The sequence below is a fragment of the Blastococcus sp. CCUG 61487 genome (assembly GCF_005222955.1).
GTDB lineage: Bacteria > Actinomycetota > Actinomycetes > Mycobacteriales > Geodermatophilaceae > Blastococcus.
In genome coordinates, this window is record NZ_LWUA01000259.1 from 1 (window position 1) to 19,548 (window position 19,548).

A 19,548-nucleotide genomic window follows, 5' to 3' on the forward strand; every position below is an offset into this window, starting at 1 on the left:
GCCGGACGCAGGCGCTCGCGGGCCGCGGCCCGCGCGGCGCGACGGGCGGCCAGCCGCTCGCGGCGGGCCACCTTGCGCAGCACGAGCACGTACCCGACGACGGCGAGGTCGAGGACGACCTGCGCCAGCCACAGCCAGGGGGTGACGACGACGGCGCCGACGAGCGCGACGAGCGCGAGGGCGACCAGGCCGCCGAGCGTGCGGCGGCGCAGGGCGTGCACGTCGACCTTGAGCTCGCCGCTGCTCAGCAGCGCCACCCGATCGATGGACACGCGCTCGGTGTCGACGGATGCGACCGGGGTGGACGCGCGCCGCCGCTGCAGGGTCCGCCCCGAATCGGCACGCTCGGTCCGGCCGTCCTGCGCGTCACCGCGGGTCACCACCATGGGGACCAGCACGACGAACCAGAGGACGACCAGAGCAGCCAGGAGCACGCCTGATCCCATTGCCTACACCACCTGTCACATGAGTCACTCGCGACGGCGAGGTTATGCAGGCACACCCCCCGATCGAGGGAGGCGCGCGGCGTGTCGTCGATCGAGTCGTGTGACTGGTGTGACGACGTATCGGCGTGTCGACACGGGCGAGGCGGTCACCCACCACCGCAGCGTGCTAACGGCGGACCGTCACCCCCCGGTGCGCTCCCGCCAGCGGGCCAGCGCACCCCCGGGCAGGTCGTCGGCGAGCAGCGCGTAGGTCACGTGGTCCCGCCACTCCCCGTCGATGTCGAGGTAGCGGCGCAGCAACCCCTCGGGCGTGAAGCCGAGCCGCTCGACGAGGCGCCGGCTCGCGGTGTTCTCCGGCCGGATGTCGGCCTGCAGCCGGTGCAGCCCCGCCGGGCCGAACGCGTGGTCGCACACCAAAGCCACGGCCAGCGAGCCCATGCCCCGCCCGGCCAGACCGCCGTCGATCCAGTAGCCGAGGAAGCCCGAGCGGAGCGCGCCGCGCACGACGTTGTCCACGGTGACCTGACCGGCCAGCCGCCCCTCCACGCGGACGGCGAACGGCAGCGAGGTGCCCACCCGCGCCCGGCGGGCGGCAGCCCGGCGCATCGCCCGGTACGCCGCCGGGGTGTGCCGCTCCCCCCACGGCTGGGCGACGGTCGGCTCCCACGGCCGCAGCCACGCCTCGTTGACCAGCCGCAGCCGGCTCCACTCGGCGGCGTCGCGGCGGCGCAGGGGATGCAGCTCGACAGGCCCCCAGCTCAGCGTCGCCGGCCAGCCGGGGTGCAGCGCGGGGTCCAGGTCAGCCGCCGAGGAGCAGCGGCATCACGGTGACCAGCCCACCGGCGGCCACGTCGGTGACGTCCTCGTCGATCACGATCAGGCAGTTGGCGCGCGCCATCCGGGCCAGCAGCGCATCGGTGCCGTCACCGACCGGCTCGACCACGTAGCCGCCGTCGGGGTGCCGCATGACGGTGCCGTGCAGGTACTGCCGGTAGCCCAGCGGCGAGGCGAGGGGCTGCCCGGCGATCGCCTGCACGGTCCGGCGGAAGAGCTGGCGCTTGCCGAGCATGAGCCGGATGGCCGGGCGCACGAACACCTCGAAGGCGACCAGCGCGGCCACCGGCTCCCCGGGCACGCAGAGCACCGGCACCTGGTCGCGACCCAGCCGGCCGAAGCCCTGGACCGGCCCGGGGTGCATGGTCACCTGGCGGAACTGCATCTGGCCGAGCTCGGCCAGCACCTCCTGCACCATGTCGAACCCGCCGGGCGACATGGTGCCGGCGATCAGCACCAGGTCGCTGCGCAGCAGCTGGCTCTCGAGGACCTCGGTCAGCCGGCGCCGGTCGCTCGGCAGGATGCCGGAGCGGTAGGCCTCGGCACCCGCGTCGCGCGCGGCCGCGGCCAGCGCGTAGCTGTTCACGTCGACCACCTGCCCCGGCGCCGGCGAGGTGCCGACGTCGACGAGCTCGGGGCCGGCGCACAGCACGGCGATGCGCGGCCGCGGGCGGACGAGCACCCGCTCGCGGCCCACGGCGGCCAGCAGGCTGATCTGCGCGGGGCCGATCGGCGTGCCCACCTGGACGGCGGGGTCGCCGGGTGCGACGTCGTCGCCAGCTCGGCGCACGTAGCCCCCGGCGGGCGGGCCGGCCAGCACCTCCACCTGCACCGTGCCCTGGTCGGTCCACACCGCGGGGACGACGACGTCGGCACCGGCCGGCAGCATCGCGCCCGCGGTGACCCGGAAGGCCAGGCCGGGGCCGATCGACGTGTGGAACACACCGGTGCCGGCGACGCTCTCCCCCACCACCGCCAGCGACACCGGGGCCGACATCCGCGCCCCGGCGACGTCCTCCGAGCGGACCGCGTAGCCGTCGAGCGCCGCCTGGTCGAACGCCGGCAGCGCCCGCTGGCTGACGACCTCCTCCGCGCACAGGAGCCCCTGGGCGTCGAGCACCGCCAGTTCGATCGGGTCCACCTGGGGCACGCTGCCGAGGATCTCGTCGAGGTGCCGCTCCACCGTGCAGACCGTGGACAGGGGCACCGACTCGGCGGGCGGCAGCGGGATGGGGCCCTCCACGACCGGCCGGGGGGTGGGCACCGGCGGCACCTCGCGGGACGTCTCGCCGCCGCGCGTCCGGACGGGGAGGGGCGCCGACGGGCGTGGCGGCGCCATCGGCATGTCGACCTGGGCGGTGTCCCGGTAGCCCGGGCGCGTCCCGCCGGTCCCGTCCGCGTCGTCGATCGTCATCCCCACCACCAGTGCATCCGCCGTGCCGTCCGTCGTGCGGCCGACACCGGCCCGTGTGGCACCTGCCGGCCCCGGTCGGAGGCCGGTCCCGTGCCCCGACGCCTGCGATGGTGCCTCCTGCGAGGCCCGGTCAGGACGGCGACGCGCCCTCGGCGGGCAGCTCGCTCACGAACTCGTGCAGCCAGGAGCGCAGCGCCGGCCCCAGATCGTCACGCTCGGAAGCCAGCCGGATGACGGCCTTGAGGTAGTCGAGCTTGTCGCCGGTGTCGTACCGGCGGCCGTCGAAGACGACGCCGTGCACCGGCTCGCCGCGCTCGACCAGGGTGGCCAGCGCGTCGGTCAGCTGGATCTCGCCACCGCGGCCGGGCGCGGTCTCGCGCAGCACGTCGAAGATCTCCGGGGCCAGCACGTAGCGGCCGATGATCGCCAGGCTGCTGGGGGCCTGGTCGACGGGCGGCTTCTCGACCAGACCGGTGATCGTGACGACACCCTCCTGGGTGTCCTCCTCGATCGCCACCGCGCCGTACTTGTCGATGTTCTCCCGGCCCACGTCGAGCAGCGCGATGACGCAGCCGCCGTGCTCGGCCTGCACGGCGAGCATCTGCTCGAGCAGGTGGTCGCGCGCGTCGATGAGGTCGTCGCCGAGGAGCACCGCGAACGGTTCGTCACCGACGAAAGGTGCGGCCTGCAGGACGGCGTGGCCGAGTCCGAGGGCCTCGCCCTGGCGCACGAAGTTCACGGCGGCGACGTCGGTGGACTCGTGCACCGCCGCGAGCCGGTCGCCGTCGCCCTTCTTCTCCAGCAGCGCCTCGAGCTCGGGGTGCCGGTCGAAGTGGTCCTCGATGGCGCCCTTGTTGCGCCCGGTCACCATGAGCACGTCGCCGAGGCCGGCGCGGGCCGCCTCCTCGACGATGTACTGCAGCGCCGGCCTGTCGACCACCGGCAGCAGCTCCTTGGGCACCGCCTTGGTCGCCGGCAGGAACCGGGTGCCCATCCCCGCGACGGGGATGACGGCCTTGCGTGCTGGGCGGGCGCCTGCGCTCGTCATGGCGGCAGCCTAACTAGCCTGCCGGGATGACCCCCGAGCTCGACCCGGGTACCGCGAAGCGGGCGCTGCGCGCGCGGTACCTGGCCGTTCGCCGGAGCCGTCCACCCGCGGAACGGGAGGCCGCCGCCGCGGCCGTCACCGCGGCCCTGGTCGAGGGGCTCGCGGGGGTGCGCACGCTCGCCGCGCACGTACCGGACGAGCTCGAGCCGGGGCACGGGCGGCTCCGGGACGGGCTGGGCCGGCTCGGCGCTCGGGTGCTCCTTCCGGTCGTGCCGCCCGAGGGCGGGGAGCTGGCGTGGGCCGTCGACGTCGGGCGCCTCGCCCCTGGGCGGTTCGGCCTGCTGGAGCCCGTCGGCCCGCGGCTGGCGCCCGGCGAGCTCGCGACGGCGGAGGCCGTCGTCGTCCCGGCGCTGGCGGTCTCCCGCGGCGGGGTGCGGCTGGGCCGCGGCGCCGGCTACTACGACCGGGCCCTGCGGCACACCCGGCCCGGGACGACCCTGGTGGCGGTGCTCTTCGACGACGAGCTCGTCGACGCGCTCCCCGGCGAGCCGCACGACCACCGGGTGACCGCCGTCGTCACGCCGTCCGGTGGCTGGCTGGACCTGCCCCCTGACCGCTGACCGCTGAGGGGGTGGTGTGGCCCGGCGCGCGGGAGACGGAGATCATCGGCGCCATGACCGCGCCACCTCCCCGGCTGGATGCCCGCGCCCTGCGTGACCTGGTGCTCGACCCCGGGTCCTGGCAGTCCTGGGACTCCCCCATCGCCGTGCGCGACGTGCCGGCCGACTACGCCCGCGAGCTGGCCGAGGCGGCGGAGAAGACCCGCCAGGACGAGGCGATCATCACCGGCGAGGGCCGGCTGCGCGGCCGCCGCGTCGCCGTCGTCGCCGGCGAGTTCGGCTTCCTCGCCGGCTCCATCGGGGTCGCCGCCGCCGAGCGGCTGATCGCCGCCGTCGAGCGGGCCACCGAGGAGGGGCTGCCGCTGCTCGCCGCCCCGGTGTCGGGCGGCACCCGCATGCAGGAGGGCACGGTGGCCTTCCTCCAGATGATCGGCATCACCGCGGCCATCGCCCGGCACAAGCGAGCCGGCCTGCCCTACCTCGTCTACCTGCGGCACCCGACCTTCGGCGGGGTGCTGGCCTCGTGGGGCTCGCTGGGGCACGTGACCATCGGCGAGCCGGGTGCCTCGATCGGGTTCCTCGGGCCGCGGGTCTACCAGTCGCTGTACGGCGAACCGTTCCCCGAGGGCGTGCAGACGGCGGAGAACATGGCCGAGCTCGGGCTCATCGACGCCGTCGTCCCGCACGAGGAGCTCGCGGAGGTGGCCGACCGCGCGCTGCGGGTGCTGGCCGCCCGCCAGACCTGGCACCTCGACGTCGCCACCGCTGAGCGTCCCCGGCCGGAGGACGACGTCCCGGACGGCGCGGACGAGCGGAGCGCGTGGGACGTCGTGACCGCCTCGCGCCGGACCGACCGGCCGGGCGTGCGACGGCTGCTGCGCACCGCGGCCACCGACATCGTGGGCCTGTCCGGCACGGGGGCCGGGGAGAAGGACCCCGGCCTGCTGCTGGCGCTGGCCCGGTTCGGCGGGGCCCCCTGCGTGGTCCTCGGCCAGGACCGTCGCGGGCAGTCGCTGGCCGCACCGCTGGGGCCGGCTGCGCTGCGGGAGGCCCGGCGGGGCATGCACCTGGCGCAGGAGCTCCGACTGCCGCTGGTGACCCTGATCGACACGCCGGGGGCGGCGCTGTCCCGGGAGGCGGAGGAGGGCGGGCTGGCCGGGGAGATCGCCCGCTGCCTGGAGGACATGGTCGTGCTCGAGGCGCCGACGCTGGCGGTGCTGCTCGGGCAGGGCACCGGCGGCGGGGCGCTGGCGCTGGTGCCGGCCGACCGGGTGCTGGCCGCGGCCAACGGCTGGCTCGGCCCGCTGCCGCCGGAGGGCGCCTCGGCGATCGTGCACCGCGACCTCGACCACGCCGGTGAGATGGCCCAGGCGCAGGGGGTGCGGGCCGCCGACCTGCGGCGGGCCGGGATCGTCGACCGCGTCGTCGCCGAGCGGCCCGACGCCGCCGACGAACCCACCGAGTTCTGCCTGCGGCTGGGGCGGGTGCTCGGCGAGGAGCTGGCCGGACTGCTGGGCCGCGACGACACCGAGCGCCTGCGGACGCGGCTGCACAGGTACCGCCACCTCGGCCGTTAGTCGACCGCGTCCTCCACGCGCAGCACGTGGTCGGGGTCGAGGCGCTCCAGGATGGCGACCAACGCGTCCCCCAGCGCGCGGGTCTGCTCCGGGCCGAGGGGCGCGAACACCGCATCGCGGACGGCGGCCACGTGCCCGGGGGCCAGGGAACGGACGACGTCCCAGCCCGCATCGGTGAGGACGGCGACGTTGCCGCGGCCGTCGTCGGTGGACCGTTCCCGCCGCACCCAGCCTCGCTCCTCCAGCCGGGCGACGGTGTGCGAGAGCCGGCTCTGCGACTGGTTGGCCCGCCGGGCGAGGTCGCTCATCCGGCGGCTGCGGTGCGGCGCCTCCGACAGCATGGCGAGCACGACGTAGGCGGCGTGGCTGATGCCGGCGTCCCGCTGGAGCTGCGCGTCGAGCACCCGGGGCACCAGCTCCGAGACCGACAGCCAGGCGCGCCAGGTCCGCTGTTGCTCCTCGTCCAGCCACCGCTGCGTCACGGCGCGAACCGTACGTCCCGGCCCGCTCGCGGCTCCGCCGTCCCCACAGGTCCGCGCCGTATCGTCGTGCGGACGCCACCGGCCGAGCGGGAGCTCGATCCGCGCCGGCCGGCCCGAGGGGAGGACGACGGTGACGCGCTCAGGCCCGCGCAGCCCCGGCGGTCGCCCGCTGCCCCCTCACCTGGACCCGCGGCAGGCCCCTGGCCGGGCGCCCGCTCAGGCGACGAACCGGGGCCGGCGCGTGGCGGTGGCGCTGCGGCTGGTGAGCACCGTCGTCGCGGCGGCCGTCCTCGCCGGCAGCGGCTGGGGCTGGTACCTCGGCCGGGTCGCGGACGCGAGCCTCAACCGCACGGACGCGCTCCCCGCGGAGGGCAACGAGGGCATCGGCGACGACGGCGCCTCGATGAACCTGCTGCTGGTGGGCAACGACAGCCGCGCCAGTGCCAGCGAGGCGGAGCTCGCCCAGCTGAACACCACCACCAACGAGGGCATCAACACCGACACGATGATCCTGGTGCACGTGCCGTCCGACGGTTCCCAGGCGTCGTTCGTCTCCTTCCCCCGCGACTCGTGGGTGGAGATCCCCGGCTACGGCACCGACAAGCTGAACGCCGCCTACGCCTACGGCCACCAGTTCGAGGCCGGTGACGACGCCACCGACGCGCAGCGCCAGGCCGCCGGCGCGCAGCTGCTCATCCAGACGATCAGCGGGCTGAGCGGGTTGAAGATCGACCACTACGCCGAGGTCGACCTGCTGGGCTTCTTCAAGCTGTCGGAGGTCGTCGGCGGCGTCGAGGTCGACCTGTGCGCCCCGGCCAAGGACGCGGACTCGGGGATCGACCTGCCGGCCGGCCCCCAGACGATCAGCGGGGAGCAGGCGCTGGCCTTCGTCCGGCAGCGGAACGGGCTCCCGCGCGGGGACCTGGACCGGATCGTGCGCCAGCAGACCTTCATCGGCGCGATGATCCGCAAGCTGCTCTCCGACGACGTCCTGCTGGACCTGGGCAAGCAGCGCCGGCTCGTGGAGGCCGCTGCGGAGTCGCTGACCGTCGACGAGTCCCTCAAGCTGCTCGACCTCGCCGCCCAGATGCAGTCGGTCACCGCCGACGACATCCAGTTCCAGACGGTCCCCAACCTCGGCCCGGACCGCGAGGAGGGCAGGTCGATCGTGCGCCTGGCGGACGAGGACGTCCTGCACGACTTCTTCGCCGACCTGTCCGACGACACCGGCGGCGACACCGCACCGGCCCCCGAGGCGCCCGCCACCGTCGACCCGGGTGAGGTGGAGGTCGCCGTCTTCAACGGGTCCGGCGTCCCCGGGCTCGCCGCGGAGGCCGCCGCCGGCCTCGAGGATCAGGGCTTCCCGGTGAGCAGCACCGGCAACGCCGACAGCGCGGACTACACCCGAACCGAGATCCGGCACGCGCCCGGCGACGAGGCCCTCGCGGCCACCCTGGCGGCGGCCGTCCCGGGCGCGACGACCAGCCAGGACGACGACGTCGCGACCGGCACGGTGCAGCTGGTCCTCGGGTCGGACTTCACCGCGGTCGGCCAGGCGGTGGAGGCACCGGCCGCCGACGCTCCCGCGGGAGACGCCGAGGCGCCGCGGACGGCCGCGGACACCTCCTGCATCAACTGATCCCGGCGACCCGGCCGGGCGTCAGTGGTGCGTCGAGGGCTCGTGGGTGCGGTGCGTGGCCGGCTCCAGCTGGAAGGTGGAGTGCTCGACGCTGACCGGGAAGTGCTCGGCCAGGCACGCCTGCAGCTGGTCGAGGACCTGCGGGGCGTGCCCGTCGCGGAAGCAGGAGTCGTCCACGACCACGTGGGCGGACACCACCGGCAGGCCGCTGGTGATCTGCGAGGCGTGCAGGTCGTGGATGTCCTGGACGTGCGGCAGCTCGAGCAGGTGCGCCCGGACGTCGTCGAGGTCCAGGCCGGGCGGGGTGCTCTCCAGCAGGACCGACAGGGTCTCCCGCAGCAGCGCGATCGTCCGCGGCACGATCAGCGCGACGACGACGAGCGAGGCGACGGCGTCGGCCTGCTGCCAGCCGGTCACCGCGATGACCCCCGCCGCCAGCAGCACGGCCACCGAGCCGAGGGCGTCGTTGATCACCTCGAGCAGGGCGGCGCGCATGTTCACGCCGCCGGTCCCGCCGCCCCGGCTCAGGACGACGATGCCGACCAGGTTGGCCGCCAGGCCGATGGCGCCGAAGACCAGCACGGCCGTCGGGTCGACCTCGGGTGGTGCGGACAACCGGCCGATGGCCTCGACGGCGATGTATCCCCCCACCAGCAGCAGGACGGCGGCCTGGAGGGCGGCGCCGAGGACCTCCGCCCGCCGGAAGCCCCACGTGCGGCGTGGTGAGGCCGGGCGCAGCGCCAGCGTGGCCGCGACCAGCGCGATGGCCAGGCCCGCGGAGTCGGTGGCGGCGTGCGCCGCATCGGCGAGCAGCGCCAGCGACCCCGACAGCAGCGCTCCCACGAGCTGGACCACCAGGACCGAGGCGGTGAGCGCGAGCACGACGGCGAGCCGGCGCCGGTCACCGGCCGGGCCGCCGTGCGCGTGGCCGCCGCTCACGACGCGATCGCCTCGCCCTGGACGCGGCAGAGCGTGACCGCGTCGCCGGTGGCCGCGAGCAGTCGCTCGGCCGCACCGAGCAGCTCGAACAGCTCCGGTCGAGCGAGCGAGTAGACGGTGGCCCGCCCCTCCGGCCGCGACTCGACGAGCCCGCAGTCGGCCAGGCACAGGCAGTGCTGGGAGACGGTCGACTGCGCCAGCCCCAGGTGCTCGGTCAGCTCCCGCACCTTGTGCGGCCCGAGCATGAGGTGCCGCAGGATCAGCAGCCGGTTCGGGTCACCGAGGCCCCGGAACAGCAGCGCGGCCGCGGCCAGCGCCGCGGCCTCGTCCACCGGTGCGTCGGACGGCGTCCCACTCGCGTCGCTCACCTGGCCACCTTTCATCGGTCATTGCCGATGATACCCGTGGTCGTTCCACTCGAGGTGACGCATGCCGCCTGCCTCATCACCGGGACGGGGTGCGTCGAGTGGCATGATTGGCAGTCGGCGGGTGAGAGTGCCAACCCGCCACCCCACCTCCGCTCGACAGGGAGACCACCGACGTGCCCACCTACCAGTACGCCTGCACGAACACCGAGGGGAAGCACGAGTTCGAGGTGGTGCAGTCGTTCAGCGACCCCGCCCTCACCGAGTGCGTCGAGTGCGGCGCCCCCGTGCGCAAGGTCTACGGCTCCGTCGGCGTCGTCTTCAAGGGCTCGGGCTTCTACCGCACCGACAGCCGGAACGGTTCCTCGTCGTCGTCGTCGTCGAAGGCCGCCACCGGGAGCTCCTCGTCGGGTGACTCGTCGTCGAACGGCTCGTCCTCGGGCGACTCCGGCAGCAGCACGTCGACGCCGGCCCCGGCGACGACGTCGTCCGGGTCCGGGAGCTCCGGCTCCTCCACCGCCGGCTGACGGCGGCCCGTCCACAGCCGACGGGCCCGTCCACAACCTCCGATCCGGCCCGCCGTCCGACCTCCGCGAGCGGCAGGGTCGGCGCATGCCGCGTCTCCGCCGTCCCCGCTCGCCGGCCCTGCTGGCCCGCCGGGCGGCCGCCGCGCTGCTCGCGGTGGCCGCACTGGTCCTCGCCCTGCGCCCCGACCCACCGGCGGCCGCGACCGGCCCCGAGCCGCCGCCCGTCGTCGTCGCGGCCCGGGCGCTGGACGCCGGCCGGGCCCTGGACTCCGGCGATCTCGCGCTGGCCCGCTATCCGCCCGGCACCGCCCCGGCCGGCGTGGTCGCCGACCCCGACCTGCTGCTCGGCCGCGTGCTCGCCGGTGGGGTCCGCGCCGGTGAGCCCCTGACCGACGCCCGCCTCGTGGGTCCGGGGCTCACCGCCCTGCTCCCGGCCGGCCAGGTCGCCGCGCCGGTCCGCCTGGCCGATCTCGCCGTGGCCGGGCTGGTGCGCACCGGCGACACCGTCGACGTGCTGGCCACCGCGACGGGGGCCACCGAGGCGGAGACCCTCGCCGAAGGGGTCCGTGTGCTGGCGGCCGGCGGTGCGGGCGAGGACCCGGCCGCGGGCCTCCTCCTGGTCGCCGTGGACCCCGGTACCGCGGCCCGGCTCGCGGCCGCGGCCACCAGCGCGACACTCACGGTGAGCCTCCCGCCGCCATGACTGTCCAGCGCGGCCCGCGGACGGTTGGATGACCGACATGCTGAAGGGATTCAAGGACTTCCTGCTCCGCGGCAACGTCGTGGACCTCGCCGTGGCCGTCGTCATCGGCGCCGCGTTCACCGCGGTGGTCACGTCGTTCACCGAGTCGTTCCTCGAGCCGCTCATCGGGCTGATCGCCGGCGGCGGGGTGGACGGTGGCACGGTGACCGTCGACGGGCAGGTGTTCACCTGGGGGAGCTTCGTCAACCAGGTGATCACGTTCGTGCTCACCGCCGCCGTCGTCTACTTCGTGGTGGTGGTCCCCATGAAGCGGATCATCGAGCGCCGCAAGCGCGGAGAGGAGGTCGGCCCGGCCGAGCCGACGCAGGTGGAGCTGCTCGTCGAGATCCGCGACCTCCTCCGCGCCCAGCGGGGGCAGGGGCCGGGTCACGACCCGTCGGGCCCGGGGACGACGTCCCTGCCCGGGCAGCTCTGATCGATCAGTCGCTGCCCCAGTGCGGCGGCCGGTCCTCCAGGTAGCGCCGGTCGCTGTCGGAGAGGTCGGCCGGCCGCTCCCCCCACCCCACGTCGGTGTCATCGGGCGCCCGGCGCGGCGGGGCCGGGGGGACGGCCGGCGGTGCGGTCGCGCCCAGTGGCCGGCCCAGGCCCTCGAGCACCTCTGCGCCCGGCAGCTCCGCGAGCGCCGCGCCCGGGACGGCGAGCTTGCTGCCGCGGATGCCCGAGCCGACGACGACCAGCTCGGCGGCGGCGACGGCGGCGTCGACGAGCACCGGCCACGACTCCGGCAGCCCCAGCGGGGTGATGCCGCCGTAGGCCATGCCCGTCTCGGCGACCGCGACGTCCTGCGGGGCGAACGACGCCTTCCGGGCGTCCAGGTGCCGGCGCACCAGTCCGTTCACGTCGGCCCTGGTGGTCGCCAGCACGAGGCACGCGGCCAGCGTGGTCCGCCCGGCCCGCCGGGCGGCGACCACCACGCAGTTGGCCGAGGCGTCGGCCGGCACCCCGTAGGCCTCGGTGAACGCCGCGGTGTCGGCGAGGTCCTCGTCGATCGCGGCCACCCACGCCTGGCCACCCAGGCCGTCCAGCGCCGCGGCCACCGGCGCGCCGAGCAGATCGGGGTGCTCCGCGGCAGGCAGCCAGGTCAGGGAACCGAGGATCGGTGGCACGGTCCGATCCTGCGCCACCGCGAGCGCCCGCCGCAGCCGGGGTGGCCGGATCCCTTCGGCGCCCGACCGGAATCCGGATGGAGACCGTCACCACCCGGGGCCAGGATGGGCACATGATCGGCCAGCTGCACTCCGTCGTGATCGACGCGCCCGATGCGCACGCCCTCGCGCGCTTCTACGCCGACCTGCTCGGGATGGAGGTGAAGGGCGCCCCCGGCGACGACTGGGTGGTCATCACCGGCGCCGGCTACCGCATCGCCTTCCAGCAGGCACCGGACCTCCGGGCGCCGGACTGGCCCGATCCGGAGCGCCCCCAGCAGTTCCACCTCGACATCCGCGTCGCCGACGTCGACGAGGCCGAACCGAAGGTGCTCGCCCTCGGTGCCCGCCGGCTGCCCGGTGGCGGCGGCGACTTCCGCGTGTACGCCGACCCGGTCGGCCACCCCTTCTGCCTGGTCTGGGACGCGTGAGCCTGCCCGCTCAGCCCAGCACAGCGGGGTCGAGCACGACCTGGAACAGCGCGCGGGGGTCCTGCAGCGTGGCGGGCGGTCGCGCGGCCGACCGCGGGACCACCCGGTTCCAGCGGGCCGGCCGGCGGTGCGGGAGCAGCTCGCGTCCCTGGAACAGGTAGTCGCCGACGACCTCCCCGAGCAGCAGGCCGGCGCCGTGCTCGACGGGCAGCGCCACCGGGTCCCCTGGCCGCATCTCGTCGAGGAAGGCCGACAGCTGGCGCAGGTCCTTGGCCGGCCGGCGGCCGGAGAGCTCCTTGGACAGGGCGCGCAGCTCGGCCGGGGAGAGCCCGGTGGCGTCGACGTCGATGCCCGACTGGGTGCCCAGCCCGACGACCCCCGCGGCCAGGCAGGCGCCCAGCTCGGCGTGCGCCCGCGGCCGGACCACCCACACCCGCACGCCCTCGCGTGCCGGAGCTGGCGGGACGTCGCCGGGGCCGGGCCACAGGTAGGGCAGGTCGTCGGGGTCACCGGGGAACCGGGGCCGGTAGAACGCCGGATCCTTGGCCAGCAGGTTGGACCGGTGCGAGAGGTGCAACTGCTCGTCCCCTACCCAGGGCGGGAGCAGGCCCGCGGCGGCCGCCTCCTCCTGCGACATCGCCGCGGCGTCGGGAGCGAACTCGGCGATGAGCTGCTCGGTGGTGTCGGCGAACCCGCGCTCCCGCCAGACGTGGACCATCGCCAGCGAGTACACGACCAGCCCCGCCGTGTACCCGCGCCACATGGTGACCACCGGGTGGTTGGCCCAGCCGTAGTCGGGCAGCTCGAGCGCGCGCAGCACCTGCAGGCACTCGACCCGCTGCTTCCCGAGCCGGGGGTTGTCCAGGAGGCGGGCAGACTCGGTGAAGTCGGCGACCGGGAGGAAGGTCTGCATCGCCTGCCATCGTGACCGAGCCCGGCCCTGCCCGCCGGATCAACCGTCGAGGGCGCGCAGCGCCGACTCCCAGCGGTCCCGCCGCTCGTCGTCCGACTGCTCCCACCAGGCGGTGCCGCGCTCCCCCAGGCCGGTCTTGGCCAGCTGCACCCGTGCCCGGGCGGCGGCCACCGCGGCGTCGTCCCCCGCGGACGTGCGCACCGCGGACCGGGCGACGCCCAGGTGGTGCAGCAGCCGCTCGCGCACCGCGTCGGGCAGCGCCGGGTCCGCCGTCCGCCAGCGACGGCCGTCGACCACGACGTACCGGCCGTCCTCGGTCCGCTCGACCTCCCGTGTCATCCGCACAGGCGGGCGGCGAGCGCCGGCAGCACCTCGCCCAGCGGGGCGTCGACGCGCACGTCGGCCTTCGCGTCCCCTCGGGTCGGCCCGACGTTCACGATCGCCACCGGAATGCCGAGCTTGGCTGCGTGGAGCACGAACCGGTAGCCGCTCATCACCGTCAACGAGGAGCCGAGCACCAGCAGGCTGCCGGCGCCCTCGACCCTCGCGAAGCAGCCGTCGACGCGGTCCCGCGGCACCGTCTCGCCGAAGAAGACGACGTCGGGCTTGAGCGGCCCGCCCCCGCAGGCGAGGCAGTCGACCATCACGAACCCGTCCAGCAGCTCGTCCGGCAGCTCGGCATCGCCGTCGGGGTTGATCTCCTCGACCCGCGGACCGAAGTCGGGGTTGACCGCGCGCAGCCGATCGTCCAGCCCCGCCCGGTCGGCGACGTCCCCGCAGCCCAGGCAGACGGTCCGGTCGAGCCCGCCGTGGAGCTCGACGACGTCGCTCGCCCCGCCGGCCTGGTGCAGCCCGTCGACGTTCTGGGTGATCACCCCGCCCAGCAGCGCCGCCGCCTGGAGGGCCGCGACCGCCCGGTGCCCGTCGTTGGGCTGCGCCTCGCGGATCTGCCGCCACCCCACGAAGCTGCGCGCCCAGTAGCGGTGCCGGCCGCGGGGATCCCGGGTGAAGGTCTGGTACGTCATCGGCGTGTGCCGGCGCAGGCTGCCGGTGACGCCCCGGTAGTCGGGGATGCCCGAGTCGGTGGACAGGCCGGCACCGGACAGCACGACGACGTCGCCGTCGGCCACCAGGGCGGCCAGCGCATCCATGGCCGTGCCGGCCGGGGAGGGTGGCGCGAGGGTCACGAGGCCCATGGTCCCTGCTGAGCGGGCGTCGCGCCCGCGCCCGTAGCCATCGGACGGGGCGCGAACCCCTGGTCCGCTCGCGACCTGCGCCGTTACCGTCCGCGCCGACCACGGGGCAGGGGGACCGCACCGGGCGGAGGAGCGATGAGGGCACGCGGGATCGCGCCCGCGCTGGTGGCCGGCCTGGGGATCGCCCTGGTCGGCGTCGGCCCCAGCGCACGGAGCGTCGATGCGGCAGGCGTCGTCCACGTCACGGCCGCCGGCGACTACGGGACCCACGCCGCGACCCGTGCGGTGCTGGCCGGCATCGCCGACGTCGACCCCGACCTGCACCTGGCCCTCGGTGATCTCCGCCAGGCGGTCCCCGGGACCGAGGAGGCGTGGTGCGGCCTCGTCCGGTCCGAGGTCGGCGACGACTTCCCGTTCCAGCTGATCGCGGGCAACCACGACAGCGGCGTCGACGACGTGCACATCGACCAGTTCGCCGCCTGCCTGCCCCACCGGCTGCCCGGCGCCGTCGGCAGCTACGGGCGGCAGTGGTACGTCGACGTCCCGCAGGCCGATCCGGTGGTCCGCTTCGTGCTGATCTCGCCGGACATCGCGTTCACCGACGGAACGGGCCACTACGTCTACGCGGAGGGCGGCGCGCGCTACGCCTGGACGGCGGCGGCCATCGACGATGCGCGGGCCACCGGCATCCCGTGGGTCGTCGTGGCCCAGCACAAGCCGTGCTTCTCGATCGGCGCCAAGCCGTGCGAGCCCGGCGCCGACCTCACCCGGCTGGTCATGAGCGAGCGCGTCGATCTGGTGCTCACCGGCCACGACCACCTGTACGCGCGGACCCACCAGCTCGCGCTGGGCACCGGATGCACCGAGGTGGTCCCCGACGTGTTCGACCCGGACTGCGTCGCGGACAGCGACGCCGAGATGGTCCGCGGGAACGGCACCGTCTTCGCGACCGCGGGCACCGGTGGCACCGCGCTCCGCGACGTCGACCCCACCGATCCGGAGGCGGGCTACTTCGGTGCGTGGTCCGGCGCGAACGTCGACCCCACGCACGGCTTCCTGCACCTCCGCGTGACGGCCGACCGGATCTCCGCCCGCTTCGTGGCCAGCGCGACCGGCACCTTCACCGACGCGTTCACCATCGCCGGTGGTCCCGCGCCACCGAACCGGCCGAGAATTCTCCGCCAGGGGCGGAACTGACGGCGTTCGGGCGGCGTTGTCGTCGCGAGGCCGCCTCCGCGCCTCCACCCGCCACGACGAAGAGAGCCATGAGCCCGTATCACAGTCCCCAGGCCGCGCCCCTTCTCCGTGATGAGGTGCGCGGCCGGTGACCGAAGTGCTCGCTCTGCTGGCGGGCGTGGCGGTGGTGGGCGGGATCACCGTCGTCACCGGGTACTTCGTGGCGCAGGAATTCGCCTACATGGCGGTCGACCGCTCCTCGCTGGCCGCCCGCGCCGAGGCCGGTGACGCCGCCGCCGCACGCGCGCTCACCGTCACGCGGCGCACGTCGTTCATGCTCTCCGGCGCCCAGCTGGGGATCACCGTCACCGGGCTGCTGGTCGGCTACGTCGCCGAGCCGCTGATCGGCCAGTCCCTGGGCACCCTGCTGGGCGACGTCGGCGTCCCGACCGCGGTCAGCGTGGGCACCGGCGCGGTGCTGGCGCTGCTGTTCTCCACGCTCGTGCAGATGCTGTTCGGCGAGCTGTTCCCCAAGAACCTCGCGATCTCCCGCCCCGAGCCGGTCGCCCGGTGGCTGGCCACCTCCACCACGATCTACCTGAAGATCTTCGGTCCGCTGATCTGGGTGTTCGACCAGTCGTCGAACCTGCTGCTGCGCGCTCTGAAGATCGAGCCTGTGCACGACGTCGAGCACGCCGCGACGGTGCGGGACCTCGAGCACATCGTCGAGGAGTCCCGGGAGAGCGGTGACCTGGCGCCGGAGCTGTCGATGCTGGTCGACCGCATCCTCGACTTCCCCCACCGGACCGTCGAGCACGCGATGATCCCCCGCCCCCGGGTGGGCACCGTGACCGGTGACGTCACGCTCGGCCAGCTGCGCGAGCTGATGGCGTCGGGGCACTCCCGCTACCCGGTCCTCGACGCCGCCGGCGACGTCGAGGGCGTCGTGCACCTGGCCGACCTGCTCATCACCGCCGAGCCGGACACCGCGCCGGTGAGCGCGATCTCCCGGGACTGCCCGGTCGTGTCCACATTCACCACGCTGCCCGACGCGCTGCGCGACCTGACCGACACCGGCAACCAGCTGGCCTGCGTCATCGACGAGTACGGCGGCTTCGCCGGGGTGATCACCCTGGAGGACCTGGCCGAGGAGCTGGTCGGCGAGATCACCGACGAGCACGACGCCGACGTCGACCCGGAGTACGTGCCGTTGGAGGACGACGGCGTCTGGGAGATGAGCGGGGACGTGCACGTCGACGAGGTCGAGCGGGCGCTGGCCGTCGACCTGCCGCGCGGGAACTACGAGACGATCGCCGGGCTGGTCATCGCGGCCGCCGGCACCCTGCCCGAGCCCGGCGCGACGGTCGTCGTCGAGCTGCCACCCGACCCTGGCGACCTGGTCCACGCTGACGACCCGGAGGCCCGGGTGCTGACCATCCGGGTCCTGGCCGTGGACCGCCACGTGCCGGCCCGGGTGCGGCTGGAGCTGCCCGCCCGCAGGGGGTCCGACCCGGCCGACCCGGCCGACCCGGCGGACGCCGCCGGCGAGCCCGACCTCGAGGGGCCGGCCCGATGACCGACAACCCGTGGGTGGTGCTCACCGCCACGATCGTGATCGTCGCGCTGAGCGCGTTCTTCGTCGCGGTGGAGTTCGCCGCGCTCGCGGCCAAGCGGCACCGCCTGGAGGAGGCCGCGCCGACGAGCCGCTCGGCCAGGGCGGCACTGCGCAACTCCAGCGAGCTCACCCTCCTGCTCGCCGGGTCGCAGCTGGGCATCACCGCGGCCACGCTGGCGCTCGGCGCCATCAGCAAGCCGGCGGTGCACCACTGGCTCACCCCGCTGTTCGAGTCGTGGGGCCTGCCACTGGTCGCGGCCGACGTCGCGGGCTTCGTCCTGGCGCTGCTGATCGTGACGTTCATCCACCTGGTGGTCGGCGAGATGGCGCCGAAGTCGTGGGCGATCGCCCACCCCGAGCGCTCGGCCACGCTGCTCGCCGGCCCGATGCGGGCCTTCATGGCCGTGTTCCGGCCGCTGCTGCGGGCGCTGAACACGACGGCCAACCGGTTGCTGCGACGGGTCGGCGTGGAGCCGGCCGACGAGGTGGCGGTCGGCCACAGCCCCGACGCCCTGCGGCACCTGGTCGAGCACTCCGCGAACGTGGGTGCGCTGGACGCGAGCTTCTCCACGCAGATCTCCGGCGCGCTGGAGCTGGAGCGGATGACCGTCCGGGCCCTGGTCACCCCCGGTGCGCCGCTCGTCGCGGTGCCCGCCGATGCCACCGTCGGGGCGGTGCGCGCAGCCACCCGGCGTTCGGGGCACCTGCGCATCCTGCTGGGCGACCCGGATCGGCTCACCGGCGTGGTGCACGTCCGCGACACGCTCCTGGCGGCCGACGACGCGCCCGCCGCGGACTTCGCCCGGCCGGTGTTCGCCCTCGAGGCCGACACCACGGTGTACGGGGCACTGAAGTCGATGCGGGAGACCCGCACCCACCTCGCCGTCGTCACCGACGGGGGGGCGACGCTCGGCGTGATCACGCTGTCGGACGTGCTGGGCCGCCTGTTCCCCCAGCCGGAGCCCGCCACGAACTGACCGTGGCCGGTGGTGCCCCCGGCAGGATTCGAACCTGCGACACACGGTTTAGGAAACCGATGCTCTATCCCCTGAGCTACGGGGGCTACCCGCGTCGCAGAGGCTATCCGGTGGTCCCGGATCGATCCGCGCCGTCCTCGGACTCGTCGATATCGGATAGAGACGAACCGGTTTCCACGCGTTACCGTGCGGGGGCACACGTCGAGCTCCGGCAACGTCGCCGGAGGCGAAAGGTGGATCGCACGCATGGAGACCACGGTGGTCGACGTCCCCGAGCGCGGACGCTTCGAGATCCGGCAGGGTGACCGCGTCCTCGGACTGGCCAGCTACCACGTCGACAACGGGCAGATGACCCTCCCGCACACCGAGGTCGATCCCTCCGTGGGTGGCCAGGGCATCGGGACGACGCTCATCGCCGGCGTCCTCGACGCCGCTCGCGACCGCGGCCTCACCGTGCTCCCGTACTGCTCCTTCGTGCGGCACTACATCCAGCAGCACCCCGAGCTGATCGACCTCGTCGCCGTCGAGGACCGGCCGCACTTCGGCCTGGAGACCGCCGACCGCTGACCCGCCGTCGCGGGCCACCCACCTACGCTGCGCGGATGCCCGAAGGCCACACCCTGTACCGCCTGGCGCGGGAGCAGTCGACACTGTTCGCCGGCCGGCCGGTGCACGTGACCAGCCCGCAGGGCCGCTTCGAGGCCGGCGCCGCCCTGCTCGACGGCCGGGTGCTCGACGAGGTCTTCTCCTACGGCAAGCACCTGTTCGCCCGGTTCGGTGCCGACCACCTGCACGTGCACCTGGGCCTCTACGGCTCGTACACGACGGGGACGGGGACACCGCCGCCCGCCAAGGGCGCGCTGCGCATGCGCTGGGAAGCCGACGGCCCCGACGGCGCGGGCGTCTGGACCGACCTGCGCGGCCCGACCGTCTGCGAGGTGCTCACCGAGGCCGAGGTGACGGCGGTCCTCGACCGGCTCGGCCCCGACCCGCTGCGTCCCCGGGCCGACCGGCGGCGGGCGCACCGCCGCATCGCGGCCAGCCGGACGCCGATCGGTGCGCTGCTCATGGACCAGTCCGTGCTCGCCGGCGTCGGCAACGTGTACCGGGCCGAGCTGCTGTTCCGGCACCGCGTCTCGCCGTTCCGCGTCGGCCGCGCCGTCGACGACGCCCTGTGGTCGGCCATGTGGTCCGACCTCGTGCGGCTGATGCGGGCCGGCGTGCGGCTGGGCCGGATCGTCACGACCCGGCCCGAGCACCGGACCCGCCGCCGCGGTGACGTGCAGCGGGAGGACGCGCACTACGTCTACCGCCGGACCGGGCTCCCCTGCCGCCTCTGCACCACCGAGGTCCGCACCGAGGTCATGGCCGGCCGGAACCTCTACTGGTGCCCCACCTGCCAGTCCGTCTGAGGGCTTCGCACCCGGGCCGACGCCAGGTA

At 74.9% G+C, this 19,548-nt stretch carries 23 protein-coding genes and 1 tRNA gene; 12 read left to right on the forward strand and 12 right to left on the reverse strand.

Features of this window, described 5'->3' with window-relative positions; translation table 11 throughout:
* The 4 genes from A6V29_RS16215 to galU form a co-directional block, all read right to left on the reverse strand.
* The coding region (locus A6V29_RS16215; RefSeq protein WP_502700106.1) for a SepX/GlpR family protein at positions 1 to 434 on the reverse strand (434 nt) is incomplete at its 3' end.
* A gap of 192 nt (positions 435 to 626) precedes the next feature.
* Positions 627 to 1,244 (reverse strand): GNAT family N-acetyltransferase, encoded by a 618-nt coding sequence (locus tag A6V29_RS16220; protein WP_349642956.1) that lies wholly within the window; start codon positions 1,242 to 1,244, stop codon positions 627 to 629.
* 1 nt (position 1,245) lies between these two features.
* Positions 1,246 to 2,694, reverse strand: coding sequence for a molybdotransferase-like divisome protein Glp (gene glp / locus A6V29_RS16225; protein WP_137161260.1), 1,449 nt, complete (start codon positions 2,692 to 2,694; stop codon positions 1,246 to 1,248).
* A 130-nt stretch (positions 2,695 to 2,824) separates the two neighbouring features.
* Positions 2,825 to 3,742, reverse strand: coding sequence for a UTP--glucose-1-phosphate uridylyltransferase GalU (galU, locus tag A6V29_RS16230; RefSeq protein ID WP_137161261.1), 918 nt, complete (start codon positions 3,740 to 3,742; stop codon positions 2,825 to 2,827).
* A gap of 26 nt (positions 3,743 to 3,768) precedes the next feature.
* On the opposite strand from galU, the gene A6V29_RS16235 reads away from it, so the two are divergent.
* Positions 3,769 to 4,362, forward strand: a complete 594-nt coding sequence (locus A6V29_RS16235; RefSeq protein WP_137161262.1) for a 5-formyltetrahydrofolate cyclo-ligase — start codon at positions 3,769 to 3,771, stop codon at positions 4,360 to 4,362.
* A 53-nt stretch (positions 4,363 to 4,415) separates the two neighbouring features.
* A complete protein-coding gene (locus A6V29_RS16240; protein WP_137161263.1) occupies positions 4,416 to 5,939 on the forward strand; it encodes a carboxyl transferase domain-containing protein in 1,524 nt (507 codons plus the stop codon).
* Here A6V29_RS16240 and A6V29_RS16245 read toward each other — a convergent pair.
* Positions 5,936 to 6,421: a MarR family winged helix-turn-helix transcriptional regulator gene (locus tag A6V29_RS16245; RefSeq protein ID WP_137161264.1), complete on the reverse strand. Its 486-nt coding sequence runs from the start codon at positions 6,419 to 6,421 to the stop codon at positions 5,936 to 5,938. The genes A6V29_RS16240 and A6V29_RS16245 overlap by 4 nt on opposite strands.
* A gap of 241 nt (positions 6,422 to 6,662) precedes the next feature.
* Here A6V29_RS16245 and A6V29_RS16250 point away from each other — a divergent pair, with 241 nt between their 5' ends.
* Positions 6,663 to 8,060 (forward strand): LCP family protein, encoded by a 1,398-nt coding sequence (locus tag A6V29_RS16250; protein WP_249933284.1) that lies wholly within the window; start codon positions 6,663 to 6,665, stop codon positions 8,058 to 8,060.
* Between the two features lie 21 nt (positions 8,061 to 8,081).
* On the opposite strand, the gene A6V29_RS16255 is transcribed toward A6V29_RS16250, so the two are convergent.
* Complete coding sequence (locus A6V29_RS16255) at positions 8,082 to 8,999, reverse strand: cation diffusion facilitator family transporter (RefSeq protein WP_137161266.1); 918 nt, start codon at positions 8,997 to 8,999, stop codon at positions 8,082 to 8,084.
* Positions 8,996 to 9,367 carry an ArsR/SmtB family transcription factor gene (locus A6V29_RS16260; RefSeq protein WP_249933285.1) on the reverse strand — a complete coding sequence of 124 codons (372 nt, stop codon included), beginning with the start codon at positions 9,365 to 9,367 and terminating at the stop codon, positions 8,996 to 8,998. The genes A6V29_RS16255 and A6V29_RS16260 overlap by 4 nt, the downstream gene beginning before the upstream one ends.
* Before the next feature lie 173 nt (positions 9,368 to 9,540).
* Here A6V29_RS16260 and A6V29_RS16265 point away from each other — a divergent pair, with 173 nt between their 5' ends.
* The 3 genes from A6V29_RS16265 (at position 9,541) to mscL (ending at position 11,069) form a co-directional block, all read left to right on the forward strand.
* Complete coding sequence (locus tag A6V29_RS16265) at positions 9,541 to 9,891, forward strand: FmdB family zinc ribbon protein (RefSeq protein WP_137161268.1); 351 nt, start codon at positions 9,541 to 9,543, stop codon at positions 9,889 to 9,891.
* 85 nt (positions 9,892 to 9,976) lie between these two features.
* Positions 9,977 to 10,594, forward strand: a complete 618-nt coding sequence (gene cpaB / locus A6V29_RS16270; protein ID WP_137161269.1) for a Flp pilus assembly protein CpaB — start codon at positions 9,977 to 9,979, stop codon at positions 10,592 to 10,594.
* Between the two features lie 28 nt (positions 10,595 to 10,622).
* On the forward strand, positions 10,623 to 11,069 hold the full coding sequence (mscL, locus tag A6V29_RS16275) for a large conductance mechanosensitive channel protein MscL (RefSeq protein WP_212719501.1): 447 nt from the start codon (positions 10,623 to 10,625) through the stop codon (positions 11,067 to 11,069).
* 4 nt (positions 11,070 to 11,073) lie between these two features.
* Here mscL and A6V29_RS16280 read toward each other — a convergent pair whose 3' ends face one another.
* Positions 11,074 to 11,760, reverse strand: coding sequence for a YbaK/EbsC family protein (locus A6V29_RS16280; RefSeq protein ID WP_212719503.1), 687 nt, complete (start codon positions 11,758 to 11,760; stop codon positions 11,074 to 11,076).
* Positions 11,761 to 11,873: 113 nt separating this feature from the next.
* On the opposite strand from A6V29_RS16280, the gene A6V29_RS16285 reads away from it, so the two are divergent.
* On the forward strand, positions 11,874 to 12,230 hold the full coding sequence (locus A6V29_RS16285) for a VOC family protein (protein ID WP_137161270.1): 357 nt from the start codon (positions 11,874 to 11,876) through the stop codon (positions 12,228 to 12,230).
* A 10-nt stretch (positions 12,231 to 12,240) separates the two neighbouring features.
* On the opposite strand, the gene A6V29_RS16290 is transcribed toward A6V29_RS16285, so the two are convergent.
* From A6V29_RS16290 to A6V29_RS16300, 3 genes are read right to left on the reverse strand one after another with little or no spacing between them, the layout of a single operon-like run.
* Positions 12,241 to 13,143, reverse strand: a complete 903-nt coding sequence (locus A6V29_RS16290) for an MSMEG_6728 family protein (RefSeq protein ID WP_137161271.1) — start codon at positions 13,141 to 13,143, stop codon at positions 12,241 to 12,243.
* A gap of 39 nt (positions 13,144 to 13,182) precedes the next feature.
* The gene (locus A6V29_RS16295; protein ID WP_137161272.1) at positions 13,183 to 13,482 is read right to left on the reverse strand and encodes a ubiquitin family protein; all 300 of its coding nucleotides are present in this window, start codon (positions 13,480 to 13,482) and stop codon (positions 13,183 to 13,185) included.
* On the reverse strand, positions 13,479 to 14,330 hold the full coding sequence (locus A6V29_RS16300) for an NAD-dependent protein deacetylase (RefSeq protein WP_249933286.1): 852 nt from the start codon (positions 14,328 to 14,330) through the stop codon (positions 13,479 to 13,481). Before A6V29_RS16300 ends, A6V29_RS16295 begins: the two co-directional genes overlap by 4 nt.
* 144 nt (positions 14,331 to 14,474) lie before the next feature.
* On the opposite strand from A6V29_RS16300, the gene A6V29_RS16305 reads away from it, so the two are divergent.
* From A6V29_RS16305 to A6V29_RS16315, 3 genes are all read left to right on the forward strand, one after another.
* The gene (locus tag A6V29_RS16305) at positions 14,475 to 15,536 is read left to right on the forward strand and encodes a metallophosphoesterase (RefSeq protein WP_137161273.1); all 1,062 of its coding nucleotides are present in this window, start codon (positions 14,475 to 14,477) and stop codon (positions 15,534 to 15,536) included.
* Between the two features lie 127 nt (positions 15,537 to 15,663).
* Complete coding sequence (locus A6V29_RS16310) at positions 15,664 to 17,091, forward strand: hemolysin family protein (RefSeq protein WP_137161274.1); 1,428 nt, start codon at positions 15,664 to 15,666, stop codon at positions 17,089 to 17,091.
* Positions 17,088 to 18,107, forward strand: coding sequence for a hemolysin family protein (locus A6V29_RS16315; RefSeq protein WP_137161275.1), 1,020 nt, complete (start codon positions 17,088 to 17,090; stop codon positions 18,105 to 18,107). Before A6V29_RS16310 ends, A6V29_RS16315 begins: the two co-directional genes overlap by 4 nt.
* A 10-nt stretch (positions 18,108 to 18,117) precedes the next feature.
* Here A6V29_RS16315 and A6V29_RS16320 read toward each other — a convergent pair.
* Positions 18,118 to 18,193: transfer RNA gene (locus A6V29_RS16320), tRNA-Arg, on the reverse strand.
* A 160-nt stretch (positions 18,194 to 18,353) separates the two neighbouring features.
* Between A6V29_RS16320 and A6V29_RS16325 the strand changes: the two genes are divergently transcribed.
* Together A6V29_RS16325 and A6V29_RS16330 are read left to right on the forward strand one after the other, a co-directional pair.
* Positions 18,354 to 18,674, forward strand: a complete 321-nt coding sequence (locus tag A6V29_RS16325) for a GNAT family N-acetyltransferase (RefSeq protein WP_137161276.1) — start codon at positions 18,354 to 18,356, stop codon at positions 18,672 to 18,674.
* Between the two features lie 35 nt (positions 18,675 to 18,709).
* Complete coding sequence (locus A6V29_RS16330; RefSeq protein WP_137161277.1) at positions 18,710 to 19,519, forward strand: Fpg/Nei family DNA glycosylase; 810 nt, start codon at positions 18,710 to 18,712, stop codon at positions 19,517 to 19,519.
* The last annotated feature ends 29 nt before the right edge of the window (positions 19,520 to 19,548 follow it).

Bases quoted from the DNA above. Each gene is read 5' to 3' on its own strand.
- A6V29_RS16235 (WP_137161262.1), top strand. From the start codon at position 3,769: ATGACCCCCGAGCTCGACCCGGGTACCGCGAAGCGGGCGCTGCGCGCG.
- A6V29_RS16325 (WP_137161276.1), top strand. From the start codon at position 18,354: ATGGAGACCACGGTGGTCGACGTCCCCGAGCGCGGACGCTTCGAGATC.
- A6V29_RS16305 (WP_137161273.1), top strand. From the start codon at position 14,475: ATGAGGGCACGCGGGATCGCGCCCGCGCTGGTGGCCGGCCTGGGGATC.
- A6V29_RS16240 (WP_137161263.1), top strand. From the start codon at position 4,416: ATGACCGCGCCACCTCCCCGGCTGGATGCCCGCGCCCTGCGTGACCTG.
- galU (WP_137161261.1), bottom strand. From the start codon at position 3,742: ATGACGAGCGCAGGCGCCCGCCCAGCACGCAAGGCCGTCATCCCCGTC.
- A6V29_RS16285 (WP_137161270.1), top strand. From the start codon at position 11,874: ATGATCGGCCAGCTGCACTCCGTCGTGATCGACGCGCCCGATGCGCAC.
- cpaB (WP_137161269.1), top strand. From the start codon at position 9,977: ATGCCGCGTCTCCGCCGTCCCCGCTCGCCGGCCCTGCTGGCCCGCCGG.
- A6V29_RS16290 (WP_137161271.1), bottom strand. From the start codon at position 13,143: ATGCAGACCTTCCTCCCGGTCGCCGACTTCACCGAGTCTGCCCGCCTC.
- glp (WP_137161260.1), bottom strand. From the start codon at position 2,694: ATGACGATCGACGACGCGGACGGGACCGGCGGGACGCGCCCGGGCTAC.
- mscL (WP_212719501.1), top strand. From the start codon at position 10,623: ATGACCGACATGCTGAAGGGATTCAAGGACTTCCTGCTCCGCGGCAAC.
- A6V29_RS16295 (WP_137161272.1), bottom strand. From the start codon at position 13,482: ATGACACGGGAGGTCGAGCGGACCGAGGACGGCCGGTACGTCGTGGTC.
- A6V29_RS16330 (WP_137161277.1), top strand. From the start codon at position 18,710: ATGCCCGAAGGCCACACCCTGTACCGCCTGGCGCGGGAGCAGTCGACA.
- A6V29_RS16315 (WP_137161275.1), top strand. From the start codon at position 17,088: ATGACCGACAACCCGTGGGTGGTGCTCACCGCCACGATCGTGATCGTC.